We start from the raw sequence: 24,261 nt of genomic DNA, 5'->3' as shown, positions 1-24,261 counted from the left end.
CAGGTGCAGGACGTGCGGGATTCATCGTGGCCATCCCCTTGCGATGGACGCCCAGTTGGTGTGACACGCCGCAACCGCACCCCAACCACCCTGGTTACACCGTCCGTTGGACAGGCTCACGGTTTTCGACAAGCCCTTGGACAACAGCGAGCACGGGTTGTGGGCCGTCTTCGACAAACTCACCGCGATGCAGTGAACAGGTCCGTAGTCTTCGAGATGGAACTCAGTGAAGTCTTCCCTGCATTGGCTGAGGAAACGTGGACACTGCGACAGTGCTTCTGCTCGGCGCCGCAGGCGGGACAGTGCGCGGGATCGTACATGCGTACGACTGTATGACCGAATGGCTCGCCGGGCGGCGGCAGCATCGGCTCTCCGCAGATCCCGCAGCCGAGGGGCCTCCTGCGTTCAGCGCGTTCTATGACGTCGGGGGCGAGTGCATCGCGGCTGTGGTGCACACCGTGTTGGGGGCCGGGGTGGCAGTGCTCCTGGGGGTCTCGGGCCAAGTCAGTGGTGGCTTCGCGGTGTTTGCCGCAGGAGCCTCGGCGCCGTTGGTCCTCGTTCAGCTCAAGAACTCTCGCCTGGCCGAAGTCATCCTTGGCGAGCCCAATCCCCCGTCAGGCGCCCAGCATCCGGCCAATGGGATGGCAAACGATCAGGTGCCGGGAATTTCGAGCGAGATCATGGCACCGGAGCGTCCCGTCGGCACAGGACCGTTGCCGCAATCTCCACACGGCCAAAGGCCGTCTCGTCATTCTGAGCCTTCCCCAGGCCTACGGAGGCCGGCCGCGGACCAGGACGGTGCCGTATGACACGGCCCCACCTGCTGCGTCGGGCTGCTGCGGCTGCGATCGGAGTGGATCAGCGTCCCGCCCGAACCAGTGTCCTGACCCATCCTCGAGAACTCAGCATGGCGCGGAGGGCCGCAGCTGCCGTCATCGGTGTCCGCTCGTACCGATATGCCGACACAACCGGGGCCGGCACGCCCAGCCCAGCCAGCAACTGCCCCTCGCGCAGGAGGGTCTGGGAAGTGAGTCGCCGACGGGATGTCGTCATGCGCCAACCTGCGGCCGGGACGCCGGTACCAGAGGGCGAAGAAGACGCTGCATCCCACGACCATCCGTCATCACGAGGGAGCGCTCTCCCGGGCCAGTCGGCTCGACGAGCCGTCGCTTCCACCTCGCCGCCACCTGTGCTCATCGGTACAAGTGGCGTTCTTGCGCACAGACGACAGCCACACCGTGGACTCGTGCTGGCCGCAACGGCTGCTGTACTGGCTATTACCCTTGGCGCATTTGTCTACGGCATGGCCCCCTTCACCCACAAGCAGCCACCGTCACGCGTGGTCAGTGGCGACGTGCCGGGGCAGTATGTGGGCACCTGGAAGACCACCATCAACGCCGACCACAACAGAAGGCTCGTCATCAAACAAGGCCGCGTGGGAGACGTCGTGATGTCCCTGACTGCGGACGGGCCCGGGTACCACTGCGCATTCCAGGCAAAACTAGTCTCCGTCGAGTTCGGCAGCATCCGGCTGGGCAAGTCGACGGTGACCGCAGCGCACCCGGCTGACAGCTGCGTGCCGGGCGACCCCACGACGGTGGTTCCCGTAGGCGACGACCAATTGCGGCGCGACAACGACGACAATGGGGAGTCACTCACGTACACCCGCGTGTTGAGGCGTTGAGGCGGAGGACGAGGACGGCTTGGACCAAGCCGGTGATGCGAGTGGTGCTGCACCGTAGCTTGCCCACAAGTCGCCAGGGGTTCAGCGTGGCCACGGCCTTTTCGCCGAGCGCCCGGACCTTCGCGTGGGACCGGTTTGCGTCAGTCCCCCGGAGTTCCACGCCGAATACCTCCGCACCGCAGCGCCCGTCCTCATCATGCGGTCACGCACCACGACCACCTGCGCGAGATCACTCCCGACGACGTCCGAGAATCACTGGCCTCACTGCCCGCCGGCAAGCCCTGATCTCGCTGCGTTCCCTGTCCCGCTACCTCCGCGCTACTTCCTTTCCAACATGTTCCGCGGTCACAACGCCACCCTCGACCGTCTCCGCGTGGACCGCCGGCTGGAAGAAGCTCTCAACCGCGGGCCCGACGCGCTGCACCTGGCCGCTGTCTTCGGTATCAGCACCGGCTCTGCCATCCGCCACGCGCATGCGGCGCGCTCGCTCCTCGAACATGACCAAAAACAACAACGCCCTGACCACTGACAGCGACCACCAAGAACCCCCAACGGACGGCCAGTTACAGAAGCGACCCGGCGTGCATGCTTCTGGGGCGCTCCTGTCAGTACCTTCCTGCTCGCGCCAGGGCGTTGTCGGCCTGGGCGGCCAGTGTGGCGACGAGCTCGGCTGCGGGTGGCACGTCGTTGACGAGGTCGACGCCCTCGCCGGCCCACACCGGCAGCGGTGGCACATCGCCTCGTGCCACATCGGCCTGATAGGCATCTCGGGCCCCGGAGTCCGCGGCGAGTTCCGCCTCCCGGCCCCGCCAGCGATCAAGGTAGGGATGGCCAAGGGAGCGAGCCGTGTACTTCGTCGGCCATGGGGACCCCCGGGCGATGTCGAGGACGCTGTTGCGTTCCGTGTCCTGCCCGCGCCCACGAAGGATCGCCTCAGTGATCGAGGGATCGACCAGTGCCTCGGCCGTGGCCTGGAAGCGGGTGCCGATGAGCGCACCAGCGGCCCCCAGCGCCAAGGCAGCGGCCACGCCGCGGCCGTCGGCGATCCCACCGGCCGCCAGCACCGGCACCGGCGCCGCCAGGTCCACCACGACCGGCACGAAGGGCAGCGTGGACCACCCGTGTCGGGCGCCATGCCCGCCGCTCTCAGTGCCCTGCGCCACGATGACGTCGGCCCCCAGATCAACCGCCCTCCGGGCCTCCTCCAGATCGGTGACCTGAACGATCACCGCCGCACCAGCTGCACGGACTCGCTCAACGAACGGGCTCGGATCCCCGTAGGACAGCATCACAGCCCCGGGGCCGTACTCCAGCGCCTGCTCGACCGCGCCGACACCGGCCGCCCAGCTCAGGAACCCAACTCCCCACGGCCTCCCGCCCCCGGCCACGATCGGCAGCTCACGGGCCAGCCAATCGCGATCCCCGTACCCGCCCCCCAGCAACCCCAGCCCGCCGCCGCGGGAGACAGCCGCAGCCAGCGCGCCGCCGGCCGACCCACCCATCGGCGCCAAAGCAATCGGATGCCGCACACCGAACAACTTCGTGAACGCCGTCGACAATGCCATAGCTGTCATCATCGCCCCCGCCAGCGCTCTGGGCCATCAGCCAGGAACCATTGCCGCACAGCTCACTCGCTCTGACGTCCGCGACCAGCCACCTCCCCGCCAGGTGGCCATGACTGGCGAATCACAACAGACCACCAACACCCTCAGGAAAAGTGGCTTTGACAGCGGTTCGTGGCTCCACTTGACGGTCAGGACTGGCTCCACCGGTGTTGGTAGCAGGGTGATGTGAGCGAGTTTTGGCCCCACCGCCCTTCTTGCGTGGGAGCATCGATGTGCTCTCCGTCGGGAGGAGGCGTCGATGCGGCCGAGGTCCAAAGTCGATCTCTTCGCGGCCATCGTGGACCGGCTCACCTTCGGCGGCAACATCATCGAAACCGGCACCGACTTCTACCGCCTGGCGCACGCCAAGGCCGAGCAGGACGTCGGCTGACCGCAGCCGCCACCACCGCGATCACACCCCGGATGTCCCGCCGGCTCGGACCCGGGCCAGCACCTGGTCGGCCAACTCCTGCGGGGTCAGCTCGCCGTCCAGGAACACCGTGTCGCTGGGCAGGGTGTCGGCCGCGGCCATGCACGGCGCGATCCTGTCCTTGCACCAGCGCCGAACCCGCTCGTCCTGCTCAGGGTTGTCCGGGGTGAAGCTCCGTCCGTCGATCCGCTTCTCCAGGACTTCTCGGGAGACCTTGAGGAAGAAGTGGTGAACGTCAATGCCCGCGTCCTTCAACGCACCGAAGATCTCACCGACATAGCCAGGGTTGACCAAGGTCATGGGGACCAGGACCGGACGGCGGTACTCCTCGACCAGCCCCACCGCCAGGTCGGCGACCTGTCGCCGCCACAGTCGAAGATCCTGGAAGTTGCCGGTCGGCACCTCCACGATCTCCCGCAGCACATATCCGACCATCTCCGGGTCATAGACCAATGCCTCGGGCCAACGCGGACGCAACTCGTCCACCAGCGTGCTCTTTCCGCTGCCGAACGCACCGTTCACCCAGACGATCAACGCGATCCTCCCCGCCCCGTTGCCATGCCCGCAGGCCGGGCCCGGCATGTCGGATCAGCATGCCGCGCGGTTTGGGTGGGACCAAATTCCATTGCCAGATCATGCCCGAAAGATCGCTAAGTGGGGCCGAATCCCACTGCCGAGCGGAGCCGGCTCACGTTGTCGAAGCCAGGAAATGCGCACATCGCACGAACCCAATGCCTCTACCCTGACCTTCACGACCCCGATAAACGCCCCGTTCGGCCCGTCCCCGACCTCCGCACCGCGCAGCCCGCTCCCCGGAACTCCCGCCTCTAGCGCCTGCTCAGCCCCCGCGGCGGCCGGAGTTCAGCCTGAAGCAGCCTCAGTTCCGCCGAACTCCGGGCAGCCACGGGGCATGACCCAGATACGCCAGAAACCCATCATGGGATGATCTTGCTTACGGATTCAACTTCAGCGCGGCGGCTTCGTCGTGCTCGCGCAGCATGCGCATGACCGTCGCCAGGGCTGGATGCCGGCCGCGCTTCTTGCCGGTGCGGATCACAAGGCGGGAAGCGGCCTCACGCAGTGACAGGTGCTCGTTGTCGCGCAGGCGCAGGACGGTGGCGAGCATGTCCTCGTCGCAGACTTTGACGCCGCCGATCGCTGTGCCTTTCGTGCGGGCGGTCTCCTGATGCCGTACGGCCGGGGTGGCGACGTGCAGCGCGGAGTGCGGGGTGCGGGGACGAGCTGGAAGCGTGCCGTGTGGTACTTGCCGAGATTCCAGCTGACGTTCCCCGGTCAGGCGAGGTACGCCGACAGCATCGCCGGCCACGGCCAGAAGGTGCGGAATCCGCCGGGGGGCTGACCGCGCGAAAGCTAACGGCTGATTACCTTGCGCTGACCCGAAGGACTGGGTCAGGCTGCCTGGCCATAGCCGCCGGCTCGGGGCGGGCCGTCGCCGCGCAGCGGGCTGAAGTCGACATCCAGGTGCGGGTCTTCACTCCCGCCGCGCGGAAGACAGTTCCGGCGTGGACGGCCGGGCGGAAGGCTGCTCGCCGTACATGCCTGGGTGGGCGGTGTGGGTGTGTGCTGCCAGTGGTCTTGCTGGCGTCGGCGAGGTCGCTGTCCTCGCGCTGCATGGTGTCTCCCGCCGCTCGTCCCACTTCCGCCACGTGACGGGTTGCGGCGGCCGATGCTGCCACTCGGCGGTCGGAGGGTCAGGTGGCGGGCGCGCGGTGCTTGACGGCGGCAAGCCGCTCGATCGTGCCGAGGCGGGACCGTTCACGGCGGGTGATCGTGAACCCGGCCTGTCGCACCAGGTGCAGCGGGCGGCGCATCTGGTGGTCTCCGGCCAGCTTGACCGTCAGCGGTTCGAGGAGACGCTGGCCCATGCGGACGGCGAAGCGGTCGCTGATGATGTGGTCCAGGAGCAGGAGAGTGCCGCCGGGCTTGAGAACCCGGCGCATCTCCGCGACCGCCGCCTTGTCGTCGGGAATGCAGCACAGCCCCAGCGTGCACACCACCGTGTCGAAGGAGGCGTCGGGGAAGGGCAGTTCGGTGGCGGACGCCTCGGTGAGCCTGACATCCGCCCCAAGGCCCGCGGCGCGTCGGCGGGCGCGGTCCAGCATCGCCGGGGACAGGTCGACGCCCGTCAGGTCGGCGTCCTTGGGGTAGGCGGGGAGGTTCAGGCCGGTCCCGATGGCAACCTCCAGCACTCGGCCGCGGACCTGGGAGCACAGCCAGCTACGGCCGTCGCGGATCATGAACCGGTCGAAGTGGCGCATCCATCCGTCATAACGTGGCGCATCGCGTTCCCAGATCCGGCGCATGCGCGCGTTCTCGTCGCGGCTGTCTGCCATGGCCATCCTCTTCACTCGTCGCCTCGCCTTCAGCATCGCGCCCGGTGCGGGTGGAGGCGACCGCTGCGGGTGGTCGGCCGCGTCAGCGGCAGGCGCAGCCGGATCGGCAGCCGCAGGCACCCGGGCGGGTGTCGGTGGGCGCGACGGTGGATGCGGTGGACAGCGCAGGGCAGCAGGAGTCACCGCGCCAGGAGTCGCGGCCTTCCTTGGCCGCGACGGCGGCGATGACCAGGGCGGCGATCGGGTCGGCCCGGGACCAGCCGAGGGCGAGGTTGGTGAGCAGGCCGAGTCAGCAGCACAGCGGAGAGGTAGGTGCACAGCATGGTCTGCTTGGAATCAGCTGCGGCGGAGGCGGGGCCGAGTTCGCGGTCGGCGCGGCGTTGTGCAGCGGACAGGAAGGGCATGACCACCAGGGAGAGGGCGGCAGCACGACGCTGGGAACCGATTGGTCGGATTCGCCCGTGCCGGTCAGGGCTCGGATGGAGGCGATGGTCACGTAGAGCGCGAGGGCGAAGAAGGAGATGGCGATGATCCGCAGCGTGCGCTTCTCCCTGGCTTCACGGGTGGCGTGGACGCGGGCGGAGAACTGCCAGGCGACGGCTGCGGCGGAGGAGACCTCGACGACGGAGTCGAGGCCGAGGCCGATCAGCGCGGTGGAGGAGGCGATGGTACCCGCGGTGATGGCGACGATCGCCTCAATGACGTTGTAGGTGATGGTCGCGCGGTGTAGGTGATGGTCGCGGCGACCAGCAGCCGTATGCGCCGGGACAGTGTGTCACGGCGGGCCGGGCTGGGGCGTCGCAGTCATTCAGCAGCACCCCTTCTCCTCGGCATGAGCGCAAGTGCGGTCGGCCTCGACGGCGATCACCACGGCGCGCAGGTCGTCCAGGGCGTGTCCCGGGTGTTGGTCGGCGAGTTCGTAACGGGTGCGCCGGCCGTCCGGCGCGGTGACGACCAGGCCGCAGTCGCGCAGGCACGCCAGGTGGTTCGACAGGCGGGTGCTCTTGAATTCAGGAAATCCTGAACTGTCGGCGGGCGAGGTCGGCCGCGTATGCCGCCTGGTGGGCACCGGAGGTTCGCGTCCGGCGGCTTCGATGCTCAGGCCGAGGAGGCGGCTGCAGACGACCGTGGGGAGTTCTGCCGCCAGTTCATCAGGGCGGTGTTCCGCGCCGGGCGGACGGTGATGCCGAGGCGGGTGAGTTGTCGGGCGAGCATCGACGTGCTGATCGGACGTCCTGGCAGTGCGCCGGGGAAGAGCCTGGGGCTGGTGTCGCTGGGGCAGCGCCCGCGGCGGCGCAGGTCGTGTGCTGGCCAGCCGTGATACGAGCGGCGACTGTGCGTGAGGGCAGCCGAAGCTGCGGGATGTGGTGCGAGAGACGTTGGCCGGCTGCCGTCAGTGTTCCCGGCAAGCCCGGTCCAGGTCCTTCAACGTCTGCTGCACGCATGCGACGGCGCGGCCTTCAGCCACGGGTGCTCACGCTTGGCCTCCGCCGGCTCGGCACACTGCGGGGCGTAGTCGTCCACCCGCCCCGCCGCCGGTACTGCCTGCGCCGCTCAAGGGCGGTGTTCCACACCGCCCGGCAGACATCCCCGTACTCCTCGCACATGTCCGCCTGCTCAGGCGAAGGGAGGCACCTGCGCTCAAGATGTCAGCTCAAGCGGCGGGGACAGAGACAGAAGCGATACGGCTTCGTCAGCGTTCCAGGATCAGTGCCAGGGCCTGACCCACGCCGATGCACAGGGCCGCCAGGCCCGTCCCGGAGCCCGCCGAGGCAAGCTGGTGGGCCACGGCTGCGGTGATCCGCGCGCCCGACGCGCCCAGCGGATGGCCGATCGCGATCGCGCCGCCGCGCGGATTGACGACGGCGGGGTCGATTTCGGGCAGGGCGGCGAGGCAGCTCAACACCTGCGCCGCATAGGCCTCGTTCAGCTCCACCGTGTGCAGGTCGGCCGCGTCCACTCCCGCCTTGGCCAGCACCTTACGGATCGCGTCCACCGGGCCGAGGCCGAAGTACTGCGGCTCGATGCCGGTCACCGACGCGGCCCGCACCCGTGCCAGCGGTTCGCGGCCGATCGCCGCGAGGCCCTCCTCGTCGGCGAGCAGGAGCGCGGCGGCGCCGTCGTTGAGCGGTGACGCGTTGCCCGCGGTCACGGTGCCGTCCTGGGCGAAGGCCGGCTTGAGCCGCGCAAGAGCGTCCAGAGAGGTGTTGTCGCGGATGCCTTCGTCGCGCGGCAGCTCGACGCCCTCGACGGGGACGGTCTCGGCGTCGTACAGGCCATCCCGCCAGGCGCGGGCGGCGTTGCGGTGGCTCGCGAGCGCGAACGCGTCCTGGGCCTCGCGGGTGATGCCGTGCTTGGCTCCGACCAGTTCGGCGCTGTTGCCCAGCGGGATCGTCCACTCCTGGGGCATGCGCGGGTTGACCATCCGCCAGCCGAGTGTCGTCGAGTACAGCTGCTGGTCCTTGGCGGGGTAGGCCCGGTCCGGCTTCGGCAGTACCCAGGGCGCGCGGCTCATGGACTCGACGCCGCCCGCGATCGCGATGGACGCGTCGCCGAGCGCGACGGCGCGGGCCGCCTGGATGACGGCCTCCATGCCGGAGCCGCAGAGCCGGTTGACCGTGGCGCCGGGCACGCTGACGGGAAGTCCCGCCAGCAGTACGGCCATTCTGGCCACGTCGCGGTTCTCCTCGCCGGCGCCGTTGGTGTTGCCGAGCAGCACGTCGTCGATGCGTGCCGGGTCGAGTTCCGGGCTGCGGTCAAGGAGGCTGCGTAGGACGCCGGCCGCGAGGTCGTCGGGACGTACGCCGGACAGGGCGCCGCCGTATCGGCCGAAGGGGGTGCGGACGGCGTCGACGATGTAGACGTCGCGGGGTCGCTCGATCATCAGGGGCTCCTTCACGTACTCGTCTGGGAGGGGAGGTCGACGGCACCCGGCGTGAGGGCGAGGACCTCGGCCGCACTCACGCCGGGTGCCGTCTCGACCAGCGTGAGTCCGTGGGCGGTGACATCGAGGACGCACAGGTCTGTGATGATCCGGTCCACGCACGCGCGGCCCGTGAGGGGCAGAGTGCATTCCTCGACGATCTTCGGGCTGCCGTCCTTGGCCGTGTGGTCCATCACGACCACGACGCGGCGCGCTCCGTGGACGAGGTCCATCGCGCCGCCCATACCCTTGATCATCTTGCCGGGGATGGCCCAGTTGGCCAGGTCGCCGCGGACCGAGACCTGCATCGCGCCGAGGACCGCGGTGTCGATGTGGCCTCCGCGGATCATGCCGAAGGAGAGCGAGGAGTCGAAGAACGACGCGCCCGGCCTTGCGGTCACGGTCTCCTTGCCGGCGTTGATCAGGTCGGCGTCGACTTCGTCCGGCGCCGGGTAGGGGCCGATGCCAAGGAGCCCGTTCTCGGAGTGCAGCACGACATCCACGCCCGGCGGCAGGAAGTCGGCGACCAGCGTGGGCAGTCCGATCCCGAGGTTCACGTAGTCGCCGTCGCGCAGCTCACGCGCGGCCCGTGCTGCCATCTCGTGTCTGCTCCAGCTCATGACGTGCACGCCGCCTTCTGCTCTGTGGCCCTGCTCAGGTTCATTTCTGTGGCCCTGTTCGAGTTCATCTCTGTGGCCCTGTGCGGGTTCATTGCTGTCGTACCGTCCTGCGCTCGATGGGCTTGTCGGCCGCCTGCTCCGGTGTGAGCGCCACGACACGCTGCACGAACACGCCCGGCAGATGGACCTCGTCGGGATCCAGCACTCCCGGCTCGACCAGCTCCTCCACCTCGGCCACGGTGATCCGTCCGGCCATCGCGGCGAGCGGATTGAAGTTGCGTGCCGCGCGGTTGAAGACGAGGTTGCCGTGCCGGTCCCCGCGCGCGGCCCGGACCAGGGCGTAGTCGGTGGTGATGCCGCGTTCCAGCACGTACGGCGTGCCGTCGAAGTCCCGCACCTCCTTGGGCGGCGACGCCACCGCCACGCTGCCGTCGGCGGCGTACCGCCAGGGCAGCCCGCCCTCGGCGACCTGTGTCCCCACACCGGCCGGGGTGAAGAAGGCGGGGATGCCGCTGCCGCCCGCGCGCAGCCGCTCGGCGAGGGTGCCCTGTGGGGTCAGCTCGACCTCGAGTTCGCCCGCGAGGTACTGGCGGGCGAACTCCTTGTTGTTGCCCACGTACGAGCCGGTGACCCGGGCGATGCGGCCCGCGGCCAGCAGGATGCCGAGGCCACGGCCGTCGACGCCGCAGTTGTTGGAGACGACGCTCAACCCGCAGACCCCGGTGGTGTACAGGGCGTTGATCAGGGTGTCCGGGACGCCGCTGAGCCCGAAGCCGCCGACAGCGAACGACTGTCCGTCCGTCACGTCCGCCAGAGCCTCCTGGGCCGTGGCCACCTGCTTGTCCATCGCTTCCCCTATCGCTGCAGCACGTGCCGCAGGGCGGCCAGCAGTTCGTCCTGCGCCGACGCCGCGGTCTCGGGGGCCGCGGTCCGGCGCCAGGCGACATGACCGTCCGGGCGGACAAGGAGCGCACCGTCCTCGGCGATGTCGCAGACGCGGCTCCATTCGCCGTACGCGTCACGGGAGTCCTCGGCGCCGATGCGCACCAGCCTCAGCGGGACGCCGAGTTCGTCCCGACAGGCCTTCGCGGCCGTATCCCACACGACGCCCGACAGACCGGTCACCAGGGTGAAGCTGCCCTTGCCGACGACGTCGAGTGTGGAGATCCGCTGTCCCTGTGCGTCGACGAGCCAGGCGTGCGGAACTTTGGCGCCGGGCCGTGTCGTCGGCTGGTGGATCAGCTCGGGATCGTTCTCCCAGGCCTCGGTCGGAGAGCCGTCGGCGAGGACCGCGGCCGACGCGTAGCGCTGATTCATCTCGACGCCGTGCGCGTTGAACTCGTAGTTCTTGAGCTGGATGGCCTCTTCGAGCAGGCCGCGCCGCTTGGCGCCCTCGGTGGTCTTCGCGCGCGTGGCCGCGAGCCCCTCGGCGATGGCTTCCTCATCGAGGCCGCCGCCGACGCCGAGTGCCGCGAAGATGGGGCCGAACTGGTCGCGGCTGAGGTTGGCCCGCTCCACGATCTGCCGCCCGACGGGGGCCCGTTCGGCCGTGTAGGTGTCGAGCAGCGCGGCTCCCGCCTCGCCGCGGATCACCATGGCCAGCTTCCAGGCGAGGTTGTACGCGTCCTGGACCGAGGTGTTGGAGCCGAGCCCGTTGGACGGCGGATGACGGTGCACGGCGTCGCCCGCACAGAAGACCCGGCCCGACGAATATGCCGTGGCGTAGCTGTGGTTGACGGTCCACAGTGAGGTCGACGTGATCTCGACGGGCAGCTCCGGGTCGCCGATGAGGTCGCGCACGATCTGCCGTGCGGATTCCTCGTCCACGTCCGGCGGCGGCTGCTCGATGTCGTATCCCCACACCAGGAGCCACTCGTTCCACGGCCGTACCATCCGGACGAGGCCCATGCCGATGCCGCCGGTCTCGGCGCCGGGCCGCAGTACCCAGTACAGGACGCTGGGCCGGTGGGCGCAGTAGCGGGACAGGTCGGCCTTGAAGACGACGTTCATGGAGCCGGCCTTGCCCATGCGCCCGTCGATGGGGAGCCCGATCTGCTCGGCGACCGTGCTGCGCCCGCCGTCCGCGCCGATCAAGTAGCGTGCCCGTACGGTGAATTCGTCGCCGCGGACCCGGTCGCGCAGCAGCGCGGTGACGCCGTCCTCGTCCTGGGTGAGGCTCAGGAACTCGGTGTCGAAGCGGACCTTGGCGCCGCGGACCGCGGCGTTGTTGACGAGGATCGGTTCCAGATATGTCTGCGGCAGGTCGATCATCTGGCACGGGCTCTTCGAGGCGTACTCGGTGGCCGAGCCGGGCCCCGTGCCCCAGCTGCGGATCCGGCCGATTTCCTCGCCGGTGAGCGAGGTGCACAGGACCGTGTCGCCCATGAGGTGGGACGGGCTGCCGGCGGCCAAAGCCTCTGCCTCGACGCCGAGGTCGCGCAGGACCTCCATGGTGCGCTGGTTGGTGATGTGTGCACGTGGCGTGTTGGCGAGCCAGCCGTACTTCGTCACCAGCAGGGTGCGTATCCCGTATGTGGCGAGCAGCAGGGCCGCGGAGCCGCCGGCGGGGCCGCTGCCGACAACGAGGACGTCGGTGTCGTAGGTGTCTGTACGTGTCATGAGGCGCTCCTCGGTCAGTCGGCCTGGGGGGCGATGCGGAAGGTGTAGTCGAGGCGGCGCCAGTCGCCGTCGACGCGGCGGCCGCCCGGGGCGGGGCCGCTGTGGGGTGTGAAGTCGACGACGAGTTCGTCCTTGACCCCGAAGACGGTGTCGCTGTCCAGGTAGGCGCCGCCCGACACGAACAGCTGGGTGACGAGCCTGCGGTGACCGGGCGCGTCGATCATGAAGTGGAGGTGAGGTGCCCGGTAGGGGTGGCGGCCGACCGCGGCGAGCATCCCCCCGACCGTCCCGTCGTCGGGGATGGGGTACTCCGAGGGGAGGATCGACCAGAAGGTGAGCCGTCCCTCGGCATCGGTGCGCAGCCGGGCGCGGAGCACCGGCCCCTCCAGATCCGGGAGTTGGACGTCGTAGAAGCCGTCCTCGTTGGACTGCCACACGTCGACGACGGCGTCCTTGACGGGCGCGTCATCCGTGTCCGTGATGCGCACGTCCACCCAGAGCGGGGTGCCGGGCAGCCCCGCGGCGATGTCGCTGCCGTGCGCGGTCTCGGGCGGGCCCTCGACGTAGAAGGGGCCAAGGACGGCGGACGGAGTGGTGGTGGGCGTACGCGAGTTGGTCAGCAGGTCCACGGCGCTGGAGACGCCGAGGGTGTCCGAGAGCAGGACGAACTCCTGCCGGGTCGGGCTGCACAGCTGCCCGGTGCGGGTCAGGAAGTCGATCGCGTACTGCCATTCGGACTCGGTGACGTCGTTGGCGGCGACGAAGGTGTGCAGATGGCGGACGAGGTCCGACAGGAGCTCCCGTACGCGGGGATCGGGGGCCTGGGCGAGGCTGGCAACGACCTGTTCGGTCAGGCGTGCCAACTTGGGGTCGGGGGAAGGGAGTTGAGGTGCCATGGGGGCCGGTCGGCGTCCGTGCCAGGCGTCGTCCAGCAGGCCCGCGATGCCCTTGGAGGTCACCTCGCGCGGGTTTGGGTACGGCGTCTTGGTGGCCAGCTCACTCGCGTGCTCAAGGCTGGAGGCCGGCATGCCGAGATCGCGCAGCGAGGTGGGCCCGCCCAGGGAGGCGACCAGGTCGTACACGCCGCCCGGGGCGTCGGGTGCGCCGAGGGCCTCGGCGATACGGCGCATGGCGTCCGGAGCCGCGGGCGCGTTGTAGGCCATGGCGTGCGGCAGGACGACGGTGTGCGTCTCGGCGTGCGGCAGGTCGAAGCTGCCGCCGAGCGTGTGGCACAGCTTGTGGTGCAGGCCCATGCCGACCGTGGCCAGACACGTGCCGGCGAGCCAGGCCGCGTGCAGCAGATCGACGCGCGCGTCCGCATCACCCGGATCGGCGGCGAGTCGGGGCAGCGCGCGGGCGATACGGGAGATCGCGTCGAGGGCCTGCTGGTCGGTGACCGGGTTGGCGTCGGCGGAGTACAGCGCCTCCACGGCGTGCGCGAGCGCGTTGATGCTGCTTGTGACCGACAGGGCCAGGGGCAAGGTTGACGTGAAGTCGACGTCGTAGACGACGGTCTCCGGCAGGATCGCCGGGGAGGACTGGGTGACCTTCTGGCCGTCGCGGGTCTCGCCGAGCACGGGGGTCACCTCGGAGCCGGCGTACGTGGTCGGCAGGACGACCTGGGGCAGGCCGGTGCGCAGCGCGAGGGCCTTCGACAGGCCCGTCGTGGAGCCGCCGCCGACCGACACGAGACAGTCGGCGTGCGCGTCCCGCAGCAGCTCCAGCGCCCGCTCGGTCACCTCCACCGGCGTGTGCATCACCGCACCGTCGAACTCCGCGGCCAGCAGGTCGCCGAGCGCCTCGCGGACGCGGGCGGAGGCCTGTGCCGGGTGCGAGCTGGACAGGAGCAGCACCCGGGAGCGGCCGAGCCGCTCGACCTCCTCGCGCAGCCGTCCGACGGTGCCGGCCCCGAAGACGACCCGGGACGGCCGGGAGGTGTAGACGAAAGTCCGCATCGCGTTCCGCCTTCGCATGTCGGTGGTTCATGTCAGCCGTGTTGTCCGGGCTGCTTGGCCACCGAGTATGGAAGTTACGTACGCGTGAACGCCTGCACGTTCGGGTCGCTTTGCTGCACAAAACGCGCGAGCGGAGAGCGCGAGCGCCCATGCCTCACCGCGGCACAGGAGTCACCGCACGAGCAGCCGCCCAGCGGCGGGCGCGTCAGCCCGCGCGGCGCAGGGCCGCCGGGGTCGTGCCCAGGCGGTTGCGCATCACGCGCGTGAGGTGTTCCTGGTGAGAGAAACCGCACTCGACCGCGATCTCGGCGATCGGAGAGGTCTGGGTGCGCAGCAGCCGGCAGGCCTGCTCCAGCCGCAGCCCGAGCAGGAACTGGTGCGGCGACTGACCGGTACTCGCCCGGAACTGCCGCGTGAACTGACTGACGCTCAGCGCGGCCGCCGCGGCAAGGTCCGCGATCGGCAGCGGTTCGGCCAGACGCTGCTCCATGAGGTCGCGTACGGCGTTCAGCTGCCGGGTGGAGAGCCCGCCCCCCGTCGGCTCCGGCTCGAGCGCCCCGGCGCGGTGCCGCCGGGCGAGCTGCGCGGCGAGCATCCCGGTCAGGTGGTCGGTGTACGTGCGCGCGGACGGCTCCCAGTGCCGCACCGCGCCCTCCAACGCCAGGACGAGCTGCTCGACGAGCGGATCCGTGGCGCCGAGCTCCTCGGAGAGCTCGACCGACCGGCCGTCGTTGGCGTCGCGCAGCGCCTCGTCCGTGAGGTACGCATGGATCGTGTCGAGCCGGTCGCCGAGCTCGACGTCCAGGGTGCGGCCGGCCGGCTGCAGGAAGAGCCCACCGGCGGGCACGGCCCGCGACCGTACGCCGCTGCCCTTTCCCCGGCGCACGGTGACGGGCCCGCTGAGGTGCAGGATCAGCAGATGCGTGGGAGCCGGGCCGAACTCCGCGCGGTAGGGCTGCTCCTCCTGCGCCGAGAGATACAGCTGCTCCCAGCCCAGGCCAAAACTGCTTCGGCGCGGCCGCACACCCGGCTGCCGCAGGATCCCAACCGTCTCCGTCAGGCCGAGCTCCGCCATGGTGCGACCTCCTTGTGCACCAGCAACATAATTCAATATTGAACCACACGGGTAGGCCTCGGCGGGCAACCCGGAGAAGTCAGCGAGGAACGCCCCGACCCCGGCCTGCTCCGTCAGACCGGGTTTTCCGCCCGCAGCCCAGCAGTGACGAGGAGCGCGTGCTTGCCGCGAGGCACCCCGTCCCACCCCCCGCGAGGATCAGTCGGCACTCTTGCCGAGGCCCGCCCCACACGCTTCACTGAGCGCTGCTCTCCACCCCCACAGGGGAACACCCGTCCCACCCACCGAAGGGGTTCTCTTGACCACCGTACGTGCCGTACGCGCCACCACCGTGGCCCGCGCCACCGCCGTCACCGCAGCCGCCTGCGCCGCCGTGCTCGCCACCGCAGTGCCCTCGTCCGCGATCAACTCCTACAACGCGACACCCGCGCCCGAGCGCACCGAGGTCGGCGCCCTCGTTGCCACCTGGGACAGCGACGACAACCCGGCAACCCCGGACCGCGTCGACTGGGTCTGCTCCGGCACCATGATCGACACGAACACCTTCCTGACGGCCGCGCACTGCACCACCGACTGGCCGGACAACGTCAAGTTCTACGTCTCGCTCGACCAGGACGTGCAGGCCGGGCTCGACGCCGCCGCCAAGAAGCACCCCGGCGACCCGGCCGCCATCGCCGACGCCGTCGCCGTCCAAGGCACCGCCCACAGCCACCCCGACTACCCTGGCCCCGCCTCCGACCCGCACGACATCTCCGTGATCGAACTGCCGGCGGCCAAGGTCAAGGCCCGCTGGACCTTCACCCCGGCTACCCTGCCGACCGCCAACCAGTTCGGCGCACTCGGCCCTCAAGGACTCAACTCCACGGACTGGTTCGTCGCCGGATACGGCACTCAGGAAGCCGTCAACGGACCCGGCGGCCAGACCCACCCCGGCGGCGGCGTCCGCATGAAGGCACCCGTCACATTCGACGCCCTCAACGACGCCTGGGTACGTCTCGCCATGACCGCACCGCAGGGCAACGGCGGCGCCTGCTACGGCGACTCGGGCGGGCCCAACTTCGCCGTCATCGGCGGCAAGAACATCCTCGCCGCCACCACCATCACCGGCGACACACCCTGCTATGCCACGAACGTCTCCTACCGCCTGGACACCCCCGGAGCGCGGGCCTTCCTGTCGCCCTTCGTGACACTGCCCTAGCGAAGCCACCCGCAGGTCCCCCTGCAATCCTCCCCCGAGACATCAGACGGGCCACTTTGAGGCGAGCGCGGCACACGCCCTGCTCCGCCGACGAGAACGGTGGCCGGGCCCTGAGTACGGCAGCGGCGACGCACTCCGTCATGCGCGAGTGCGTCGCCATGTGCCCTCATCGGTTGACCGTCGGTCGCCTTGCGGGCGACCAAGCCCGAGGCGACGGCGGCTCCACCGAAGCCCAGCTCAGATGGTGTTTGAGTGGGCTTTTTGCTCAGCGGACGCGGCACCGCCGGGCGCCGGGCCGGGCTGTCGGTCGCTGGTAGCACGGCGCTCAGGTCGGTTGAACGGCGATCAGGCAGGTGTCGTCGTCGGTGTCAGCGATGTCACAGGACAGCAGATGGTCCAGATAGTCCTCGAGATCGTCCACCGGGCGGCTGGCGGCGGCGAGGAGCTGTCCGAGGGCTTGCTCCATGCTGCTGTCGCGGCGCTCGATCAGGCCGTCGGTGTACATCAGCAGGATGTCCTGCCGCTGCAGCTCGTGCCTGGTCTCCACGTACGAGGCGGCGTTGACAGCGCCCAGCAGCACGCCGTCCGGCGGCGTGAGCGCTTCGGCCTTCCCGCGGCTTACGAGGATCGGGGGCATGTGTCCTGCATTGGCCCAGCACAGGGTTCGGGCAGCGGGATCGAACAGGCCGCAGACGACTGTCGCGGTGACCTGCTCGGTGAGGCAGCAGGCGACGCTGTTCAGCCAGGAGAGCAGCCGACCCGGCCCCGCACCGGTGATGGCCAGGCCGCGCAGGGCGTTGCGCAGGACGACCATGCCCGTCGCGGCACCGATGCCGTGGCCGGCGATGTCGCCGACCGTGAGCAGCACCCGGCCATCGGGCAGTACGACGGCGTCGTACCAGTCTCCGCCGACCCGCTGGTCCTCCTCCGCCGGGCGGTAGCGCACGGCGACCCGCAGTCCCGCCCTGTACACCGGGTGTTCCATCGGGGGCATGATCGCCCGCTGCAGCTGCCGGGCCAGGCGGTGACGCTCCGCGGCCTGCTGCTCGGCACCAGCCAGCCGGTCCCGGGTGGCGGCCAGCGCGACCTCGGTCCAGCGGTGGGGAGAGATGTCCTGGTAGGCGCCGCGTACTGCGACCAGGAGCCCGGAGGCGTCGCAGAGGGGTTCGGCGACCACCCGCAGGTGGCGGACCACCCCGTCGGCGCGCCGCAGCCGGAAGGTGATCGCGCTCTCCTCCCGCTGGTGCAGCACGGTGCGCAGGAAGCGCCCCACGGCGCTGGTGTCGTCGGGGTGCGCATGTCCGGAGAGCTGGTGCAGCGGCACCGGGGCCGCGCCGGGCGGCAGCCCGTACAGTGCGGACAGCTGCTCGGTCCAGGTGATCTCACCGGTGGTCAGGTTCTCTTCGAAGGCGCCGATCTGGCTGAGCCGCTGGGCGTGTTTCAGCAGGTCGGCCAGCCAGGCGTCGCGCTCTGGGAGCCGCCAGCTGAGCAGCACCACATCGCCGAAGCGGGCCAGCCCCACGGCAGCGACCACGGCCCGTGGCGCCGGGCTGTCGGGGAACCTGAGCACCGTGCTCTGGCTGCGATACGGGGCCCCGGTGCTGTGCACCTGCTTGATCCGCTCGAACAGCCCGCCTTCCGCAGCGAACAGCGGGTACGCCTCCAGGAGTGGCAGCCCGGTCATCGAGCCACGGGGACGACCGGCCGGGTCAGTGAAGCGCTCGTTGGTGTGCTCGATCATGAAGTCGGCGATCCGGCCGTCGCGGTCCCGCAACGGCCGCAGCAGGGCGGCGGAGTCCAGCAGGCCGTCGAGCAGTCCGACGAGCCAGGCGGCAGCACCGCCGGGCGGGCTGCCCGACTCCACGCCGTGGTCGGAGAGAGACAGGGCGCACAGCTGGGCCAGGGCGTCCAGCTGCCGCTGAAGGGCGAGCGCGGGGTGGGGGCCTGGCCAGTGGACCTCCAGTACTCCCACCCGCTGACCGCCGCCTTGAGTAGGCACGACGGCCCGCGTGCCGACGCTGCCGCCGCCGATGGTGGGCGGCAGCGCGTCGCCGGACTCGGTGATCCACAGCGTTCGGTCCTCGGTGATGGCCTGCTGGGCCGGGGTGCCGAGCCCGGGCGGGACATAGCGCCAGCGGGCGGCCTCGGCGGGGCCGAACCCTGCTTCTCCCGCCAGGGTGAGGGAGCCGTCGGGAGCGGCCGACCACACGGCGGCGGCGGTGGCGCCCAATGGCCCCAAGGCCCGGTCGAGGAGGGCGCGCGCGAGTGCCTGGGTGTCGTCACCGGCCAGGATGGCGGCGGCCTCCGCCGTACGCAGCCGCAGGGCGGCCCCTCCGTGCTGCGGGCCCGCAGCTCCGTCTGCCGTCCGGCCGGTGCCGGGCGTGGACTGCGCGGCACGGGCTTCCACGACCGCGTCGGCGGTGGCGTCCGAGGCGGCCTCGTTGACAATGTCGGCGGCCAGCTCGGGCAGGGCCATCCGGGCGTCGGAGGCGAGCCTTTGCAGCTGCCGCGCGGCTTCGGCGGGAGCGCAGTTCAGCCGTTCCACCAGGACACCCTCGGCGAGCGCCACCAGCACCTGGGCCTCGCGGTCCTCCCGCAGGGCTCGAATCTCGGTGCTCAGCCGGTCAACCGTGGCCGCCAGCCCGGGCGCTCCGGCCTCACCATGGCGTGCAGGACGCACGGCCGGTTCGGAAGGGGGCCGCTGCCGCGTGGGCTCGCGCTGCTGCTCCACCATGAGGGTTGCTCCTCGGCCCGGGGATCCGGCGGGCGGCTGCTCGCCCGGTCCCCACCCCAAGCACATCACAGGTCGAGCCAGCGGCGCATACAGTGCACCAGCTGCTGCGCTTCGACCGGCTTGGGCACGTAGTCGTCGGCCCCGGCGGCCAGACACTTCTCCCGGTCACCGGCCATGGCCTTGGCGGTGACCGCGATGATCGGCATACGGCGACGCCCGGGCATGGCGCGGATCGCCGCGGTGGCTGCGTAGCCGTCCATCGCCGGCATCATCACGTCCATCAGGATCAGGTCGATGTCCTCGTCGGCCAGTGCCTCCAGGCCTTCGCGGCCGTTCTCGGCGTGCACGACGCGCATGCCGTGCAGCTCCAGGATGCCGGTAAGGGCGAAGACGTTCCGGGCATCGTCGTCGACGATCAGTACGGTGCGGTCGGCCAGCGGATCGGCCTCCTGGGGAGCGGCCTCCGGCTCGGTCTCCGGGGTGTGGACCAGTGGCAGGGCCTCACCGGGGCGCTCGGCGGTCAGGTGCAGCACGATGCGTTCGCGCAGCTCGTCCAGACTGGTGAGCACTTCGAGCGGCTGGGCTCCGGCCCGGACCCGGAGTCGGTGCTCCTCGGCCGAGGGCGCCGGGTGGCCGCAGTGGACCAGGACGGGGACGTGGCGCAGGGCCGGGTCGGCGTCGAGGAGATGCAGCAGTTCGCCCGCACCCTCGCAGGGCAGGCCGCAGTCCACCACTGCGCAGTGGTGGGTCCAGCCGGCCAGTGCGGCCGCCGCCTCCCCGGGATCGGCGGCGGTGTCCACCCGAACAGGCGAGAGGACCCCGGGCAGGTCGGCGACGGCGCTCTCGGTCAGCAGGGACAGCAGCCCTCGCGGCCTGGCCTCGACGACCAGCACGCGGCGCCCTGCGGGTGGCACGCTGTGGGTGTCCGCGGCGAGGCCGGCTTCGCCGGGGTGTCCCAGGCCGCCGGGTGCGATGCCGCGGCGGTCGCGGGGCACTGCCGCCGCAGGGGCTGCGGCGGGTGCCGGTGAGGCCGCGGTGTTCTGGACGGCGGGGTGCACGGTCGGCAGGTACAGGGTGAAGCAGCTGCCCTCGCCCTGGGTGCTCCGGGCATGGATGGAGCCGCCGAGCAGGTAGGCGATCTCCCGGCAGATGGACAGGCCCAGGCCGGATCCTCCGTACTTGCGGCTGGTGGTGCCATCGGCCTGCTGGAAGGCCCCGAAGATGCTCTCCAGGTGCTGGTCCGAGATGCCGATGCCGGTGTCGCTGACCCGGAAGGCCAGGGCGGGGCTGCCGCGACGGACGGAGTCGGGCAGGTCGGCGGCAGCCGTGTCGACGGGTTCGATCCGCAGCTCGACATGGCCTGCCTCGGTGAACTTCACCGCGTTGGAGAGCAGGTTGCGGAGCACCTGGTGCAGCCGGGCCTCGTCGGTGACCAGTTCGGACGGGACTCCGGGTGCCGTGACGACCCGGAACTCCAGTCCTTTCTGGGAGGTCAGGGGGCGGAAGGCGGCCTCCAGGTAGTCCAGCAGCTGACGCAGCCGGAAGCGCTCGGGGCTGATGTCCATCTTCCCCGCCTCGACCTTGGACAGGTCGAGGATGTCGTTGATCAGCTGGAGCAGGTCGGAGCCGGCGGAGTGGATGACTTCCGCGTACTCCACCTGCTTCGGGGTGAGATTGCGGCTGGGGTTCTGGGCCAGCAACTGGGCGAGGATGAGCAGGCTGTTGAGCGGTGTCCGCAGCTCGTGGCTCATGTTGGCCAGGAACTCCGACTTGTACTTGGAGGCACGGGCGAGCTCCCGGGCCCGGGCCTCGAGCTCCTGCCGCGCCTGCTCGATCTCCAGGTTCTTCGTCTCGATGTCGCGGTTCTGACTGGCCAGCAGCGCGGCCTTCTCCTCCAGCTCGGCGTTGGAGTGCTGCAATTCCTCCTGGCGGACCTGGAGTTCCTCCGAACGGGCCTGAAGCTCGCCCGCGAGGCGCTGGGACTCGACCAGGAGCTCGTCGGTGCGGGCGTTGGCGATGATGATGTTGACGTTGACGCCGACGGTCTCCATCAGCTGGTCCAGGAAGTCCCGGTGCACCGGGGTGAAGCGGCCGGTGGAGGCCAGCTCGATGACGCCGAGCACCTGCTCTTCCGCCATGACGGGCAGCACGACCAGGCTGGCGGGGGCCGCACCGCCGAGACCGCAGGAGACGGTGACGTAATCGGCTGGGACGTCGTCCACCGCAATGGTGCGTCGGCTGCGGGCGGCCTGACCCACCAGCGACTCGCCGAGCCGGAACCGCGTGGGGCGGCGGGAGCCCTCGGGACGCCCGTAGGAGTCGATGAGGCACAGCTGCACGCCCTCGTGGGTGTCCTCGGCGAGGAAGAAGGCGCCGTACTGGGCGGAGACCAGCGGCACCAGCTCGTCCAAGATCAGCCTGGCGACGTCGGCGAGATCACGGCGGCCCTGTATCAGGCCGGAGATCCGGGCCAGGTTGGTCTTGAGCCAGTCCTGCTCCTGGTTGGCCTGGGTGGTCTGACGCAGCGACTTCACCATGGCGTTGATGTTGTCCTTGAGCTCGGCGACCTCTCCGGAGGCGTCCACGGTGATGGAGCGGGTGAGGTCGCCCTCGGCCACTGCACTGGTGACCTCGGCGATCGCGCGGACCTGCAGGGTGAGGTTGCCGGCCAGCTCGTTGACGTTCTCGGTGAGCCGCTTCCAGGTGCCCGAGACGCCCTCCACTTCGGCCTGCCCGCCGAGGCGGCCCTCGCTGCCGACCTCGCGGGCCACCCGGGTCACCTCCGCGGCGAAGGAGGACAGCTGGTCGACCATGGTGTTGATGGTGGTCTTGAGTTCCAGGATCTCCCCGCGGGCGTCCACGTCTATCTTGCGGGTGAGGTCGCCGCCCGCGACGGCGGTGGTGACCTGGGCGATGTTGCGGACCTGGCCGGTCAGGTTGTTCGCCATGGAGTTGACGCTGTCCGTGAGGTCCTTCCAGGTACCCGCCACATGTGGCACCCGGGCCTGGCCGCCGAGGTTGCCGTCGGTGCCCACCTCGGAGGCCACCCTGGTCACCTCGTCGGCGAACGCGGACAGGGTGTCGACCATGGTGTTGATGACCCCGGCGAGGGCGGCGACCTCCCCCTTGGCCTCGACGACGATCCGCTGGGAGAGGTCGCCCCGGGCAACGGCGGTGGCCACCTGCGCGATGTTCCGCACCTGGCCGGTGAGATTGGACGCCATGACATTGACGTTGTCGGTGAGGTCCTTCCAGGTGCCGGAGACCCCGCGGACGGTGGCCTGACCGCCGAGGTTGCCCTCGGTGCCCACCTCGCGGGCCACCCTGGTCACCTCGTCGGCAAACGCCGAAAGCTGGTCGACCATCGTGTTGATGGTCTCCTTGAGCTCCAGGATCTCCCCGCGAGCGTCCACGGTGATTTTCTGGGAGAGGTCGCCGCATGCCACGGCGGTGGCCACCTGCGCGATGTTCCGCACCTGAGTGGTGAGGTTCCCCGCCATGGCGTTCACCGACTCGGTGAGGTCCTTCCACGACCCCGACACGTCCGGCACCCGGGCCTGCCCGCCGAGGCGGCCCTCGCTGCCGACCTCGCGGGCCACCCTGGTCACCTCGGAGGTGAACCGTGACAGCTGGTCCAGCATGCCGTTGAAGACGGTGGCGATCTCGCCGAGCAGCCCGTCGCCGTCTTCGGGAATCCGGGTGCGGAAATCGCCGTCCCGGACCGCAGTGAGACCGGCGAGCAGGCGGCGCAACCCGGTCTCGTCCATCTGGCAGGCCACGCTCGTAGGTCCGTCCCGCGTGGCCGCTCCGGAAGCCTCAGCCATCTCCGCTCCCGCCGTACTGATCCGCCACCGGCCGACCGGCCGGAAGGCTGACTGGAGGTTGCGGCCCCTCGGCCCGCCCGGAGGCTGCCCGGCGGCCGCCCCGTCGTCTCCAGTGTGCCGCCGACGAGGCATGTCGGACAGCGCACGCTGGAGATGCCATTGCGGCCCCCGTGGGTCGCAGCCCAGCGCCTCGCCGCGGCCCTATTTCGTCGTGAAGTCAGTCCAGGCTCGTGGCAGAGGGAAACCGTGATCAACAGGTGCCCTTGCGTGAGCAATGCGTGAGCGGACGGTGCGGCACAGGCCACGCACTTCATGCCGCAGGCCGGCGCTCGCGGCTTGTCCGCCATCGAGGCGTGGTTCACGGACCTCGGCCGAAAGACCCTGAGAAGTCCCAGCGGGCAAGACCAGCCGCCGGATACCCGTAAACATACAGGTCAGAGCGTGATCACTCCCTGAGCGGGGCAATACCCGGCGTTCAGCCCGACTCGTCTGCCGCTGGGGCTCTGACATGGGCGTATGCCCTGGTCGGGGCCCTGTGTCGTGCGGTGGAACCTCCCGCTCCTGACTGGGAGTTCGCGGGAGTTCCCGTGGAAGTGTGCCGCCGAAGACGGCGCCGGCCGGACCGGAGGTGTTGGCTGAGAGGATCGCTCGGAGCCGACGGCAGCATGCCTTCGCCCGCAGCACCGCGATGTATTCGACGCGGCGCTCGTCGCAGTGACCGCGTGGCGCTTGGCCAGCCGTGTCGGGCGCGCGACCGGCAACACCGTCGCGTTCTTGCACCCCCTTCTCCAGCGCGATCCGCACATGATCGCCGCGCGTCGTGGGATCTCGAGCCGCGAGACGATGTCCGTAGGTCGCGCAGATCACGACATAGAACACCTCACGCATTACCCGCGTTCGGCACGGGCCGGCGTGCTCCTGCCCGCGTTGAGCGGGTAGAACAGGGCGCGCGGATGGTCGATCGGCAGGTCGGGGCGCCAGGCGGTCAGGCACTGGGCGCTCGGGATGAACAGCCCGTTCGGGAGCCGGTCGAGCGGCCACCACCGCCAGTTGCCCACGGGCTCGCCAGGCTGATCGTCAGCTTCCCCGTTCCAGGCGCCAACGTCTTCCTCGCGCACGGTGCAGCCAGTCTCCTCGCGCACCTCGCGCACGACGGTGCGAGTGAGGGATTCACCGGGCTCCACGGTTCCGCCAGTTCTCCAAGCTGTCGGCACGTGTCGGATTGATCATGTCCTTCGCGG

The 24,261-nt window shown here is 70.1% G+C and carries 17 protein-coding genes and 5 pseudogenes; 4 read left to right on the top strand and 18 right to left on the bottom strand.

What is annotated here, in order from left to right; all coding sequences use genetic code 11:
- Positions 1-1,246 precede the first annotated feature (1,246 nt).
- The gene (locus ACFY0T_RS24250; RefSeq protein ID WP_388874161.1) at positions 1,247-1,684 is read left to right on the top strand and encodes a hypothetical protein; all 438 of its coding nucleotides are present in this window, start codon (positions 1,247-1,249) and stop codon (positions 1,682-1,684) included.
- Here ACFY0T_RS24250 and ACFY0T_RS24245 read toward each other — a convergent pair.
- Positions 1,656-1,820, bottom strand: a pseudogene (locus tag ACFY0T_RS24245) (IS5/IS1182 family transposase); the annotation flags it as partial. The gene ACFY0T_RS24250 and the pseudogene ACFY0T_RS24245 sit on opposite strands and share 29 nt — an antisense overlap.
- Before the next feature lie 237 nt (positions 1,821-2,057).
- On the opposite strand from ACFY0T_RS24245, the gene ACFY0T_RS24240 reads away from it, so the two are divergent.
- A complete protein-coding gene (locus tag ACFY0T_RS24240; RefSeq protein WP_388874158.1) occupies positions 2,058-2,213 on the top strand; it encodes a hypothetical protein in 156 nt (51 codons plus the stop codon).
- Positions 2,214-2,289: 76 nt separating this feature from the next.
- Here the strand turns inward: ACFY0T_RS24240 and ACFY0T_RS24235 are convergent, their stop codons facing one another.
- A complete protein-coding gene (locus tag ACFY0T_RS24235; RefSeq protein WP_388874155.1) occupies positions 2,290-3,249 on the bottom strand; it encodes an NAD(P)H-dependent flavin oxidoreductase in 960 nt (319 codons plus the stop codon).
- Between the two features lie 322 nt (positions 3,250-3,571).
- Here ACFY0T_RS24235 and ACFY0T_RS24230 point away from each other — a divergent pair.
- Positions 3,572-3,679, top strand: a pseudogene (locus tag ACFY0T_RS24230) (AAA family ATPase); the annotation flags it as partial.
- A gap of 21 nt (positions 3,680-3,700) precedes the next feature.
- Here the strand turns inward: ACFY0T_RS24230 and ACFY0T_RS24225 are convergent.
- The 12 genes and pseudogenes from ACFY0T_RS24225 to ACFY0T_RS24170 form a co-directional block, all read right to left on the bottom strand.
- A complete protein-coding gene (locus ACFY0T_RS24225; RefSeq protein ID WP_388874152.1) occupies positions 3,701-4,252 on the bottom strand; it encodes an AAA family ATPase in 552 nt (183 codons plus the stop codon).
- Positions 4,253-4,670: 418 nt separating this feature from the next.
- Complete coding sequence (locus tag ACFY0T_RS24220; RefSeq protein ID WP_388874149.1) at positions 4,671-5,045, bottom strand: hypothetical protein; 375 nt, start codon at positions 5,043-5,045, stop codon at positions 4,671-4,673.
- A 385-nt stretch (positions 5,046-5,430) separates the two neighbouring features.
- Positions 5,431-6,072 carry a class I SAM-dependent methyltransferase gene (locus tag ACFY0T_RS24215; RefSeq protein WP_388874146.1) on the bottom strand — a complete coding sequence of 214 codons (642 nt, stop codon included), beginning with the start codon at positions 6,070-6,072 and terminating at the stop codon, positions 5,431-5,433.
- Between the two features lie 82 nt (positions 6,073-6,154).
- Positions 6,155-6,876 (bottom strand): annotated as a pseudogene (locus tag ACFY0T_RS24210) (cation transporter).
- Positions 6,877-6,880: 4 nt separating this feature from the next.
- Positions 6,881-7,117: pseudogene (locus tag ACFY0T_RS24205) on the bottom strand (ArsR/SmtB family transcription factor); the annotation flags it as partial.
- Between the two features lie 415 nt (positions 7,118-7,532).
- Positions 7,533-7,679 carry a helix-turn-helix domain-containing protein gene (locus ACFY0T_RS24200; RefSeq protein ID WP_388874143.1) on the bottom strand — a complete coding sequence of 49 codons (147 nt, stop codon included), beginning with the start codon at positions 7,677-7,679 and terminating at the stop codon, positions 7,533-7,535.
- 86 nt (positions 7,680-7,765) lie between these two features.
- Positions 7,766-8,956, bottom strand: a complete 1,191-nt coding sequence (locus tag ACFY0T_RS24195) for a thiolase family protein (protein ID WP_388874140.1) — start codon at positions 8,954-8,956, stop codon at positions 7,766-7,768.
- An 11-nt stretch (positions 8,957-8,967) separates the two neighbouring features.
- A complete protein-coding gene (locus ACFY0T_RS24190; protein WP_388874137.1) occupies positions 8,968-9,615 on the bottom strand; it encodes a CoA transferase subunit B in 648 nt (215 codons plus the stop codon).
- 88 nt (positions 9,616-9,703) lie between these two features.
- The gene (locus tag ACFY0T_RS24185) at positions 9,704-10,462 is read right to left on the bottom strand and encodes a CoA transferase subunit A (protein WP_388874133.1); all 759 of its coding nucleotides are present in this window, start codon (positions 10,460-10,462) and stop codon (positions 9,704-9,706) included.
- Between the two features lie 8 nt (positions 10,463-10,470).
- The gene (locus ACFY0T_RS24180) at positions 10,471-12,234 is read right to left on the bottom strand and encodes an FAD-dependent oxidoreductase (RefSeq protein WP_388874130.1); all 1,764 of its coding nucleotides are present in this window, start codon (positions 12,232-12,234) and stop codon (positions 10,471-10,473) included.
- A 14-nt stretch (positions 12,235-12,248) separates the two neighbouring features.
- Entirely contained in the window at positions 12,249-14,189 is a 1,941-nt protein-coding gene (locus ACFY0T_RS24175; protein ID WP_388874127.1) for a maleylacetate reductase and hydroxyquinol 1,2-dioxygenase domain-containing protein, read from the bottom strand.
- Positions 14,190-14,394: 205 nt separating this feature from the next.
- Positions 14,395-15,264, bottom strand: coding sequence for a helix-turn-helix domain-containing protein (locus ACFY0T_RS24170; protein ID WP_388874124.1), 870 nt, complete (start codon positions 15,262-15,264; stop codon positions 14,395-14,397).
- 298 nt (positions 15,265-15,562) lie between these two features.
- Between ACFY0T_RS24170 and ACFY0T_RS24165 the strand changes: the two genes are divergently transcribed.
- The gene (locus tag ACFY0T_RS24165; protein WP_388874121.1) at positions 15,563-16,462 is read left to right on the top strand and encodes a trypsin-like serine protease; all 900 of its coding nucleotides are present in this window, start codon (positions 15,563-15,565) and stop codon (positions 16,460-16,462) included.
- Between the two features lie 325 nt (positions 16,463-16,787).
- Here ACFY0T_RS24165 and ACFY0T_RS24160 read toward each other — a convergent pair whose 3' ends face one another.
- The 4 genes and pseudogenes from ACFY0T_RS24160 to ACFY0T_RS24145 all read right to left on the bottom strand — a co-directional run.
- A complete protein-coding gene (locus ACFY0T_RS24160; RefSeq protein WP_388874118.1) occupies positions 16,788-19,196 on the bottom strand; it encodes a SpoIIE family protein phosphatase in 2,409 nt (802 codons plus the stop codon).
- 65 nt (positions 19,197-19,261) lie between these two features.
- Positions 19,262-23,020 (bottom strand): HAMP domain-containing protein, encoded by a 3,759-nt coding sequence (locus ACFY0T_RS24155; protein ID WP_388874115.1) that lies wholly within the window; start codon positions 23,018-23,020, stop codon positions 19,262-19,264.
- Between the two features lie 887 nt (positions 23,021-23,907).
- A complete protein-coding gene (locus tag ACFY0T_RS24150; protein ID WP_388874371.1) occupies positions 23,908-24,138 on the bottom strand; it encodes a hypothetical protein in 231 nt (76 codons plus the stop codon).
- A 9-nt stretch (positions 24,139-24,147) separates the two neighbouring features.
- A pseudogene (locus ACFY0T_RS24145) lies at positions 24,148-24,204 on the bottom strand (hypothetical protein); the annotation flags it as partial.
- Between the last annotated feature and the right edge of the window lie 57 nt (positions 24,205-24,261).

The organism is Streptomyces sp. NPDC001530 (genome assembly GCF_042894545.1).
Taxonomy (GTDB): Bacteria; Actinomycetota; Actinomycetes; order Streptomycetales; family Streptomycetaceae; genus Streptomyces.
Note: the sequence above shows the minus strand (reverse complement) of the source record. Positions and strands in the feature narration are given on the sequence as shown.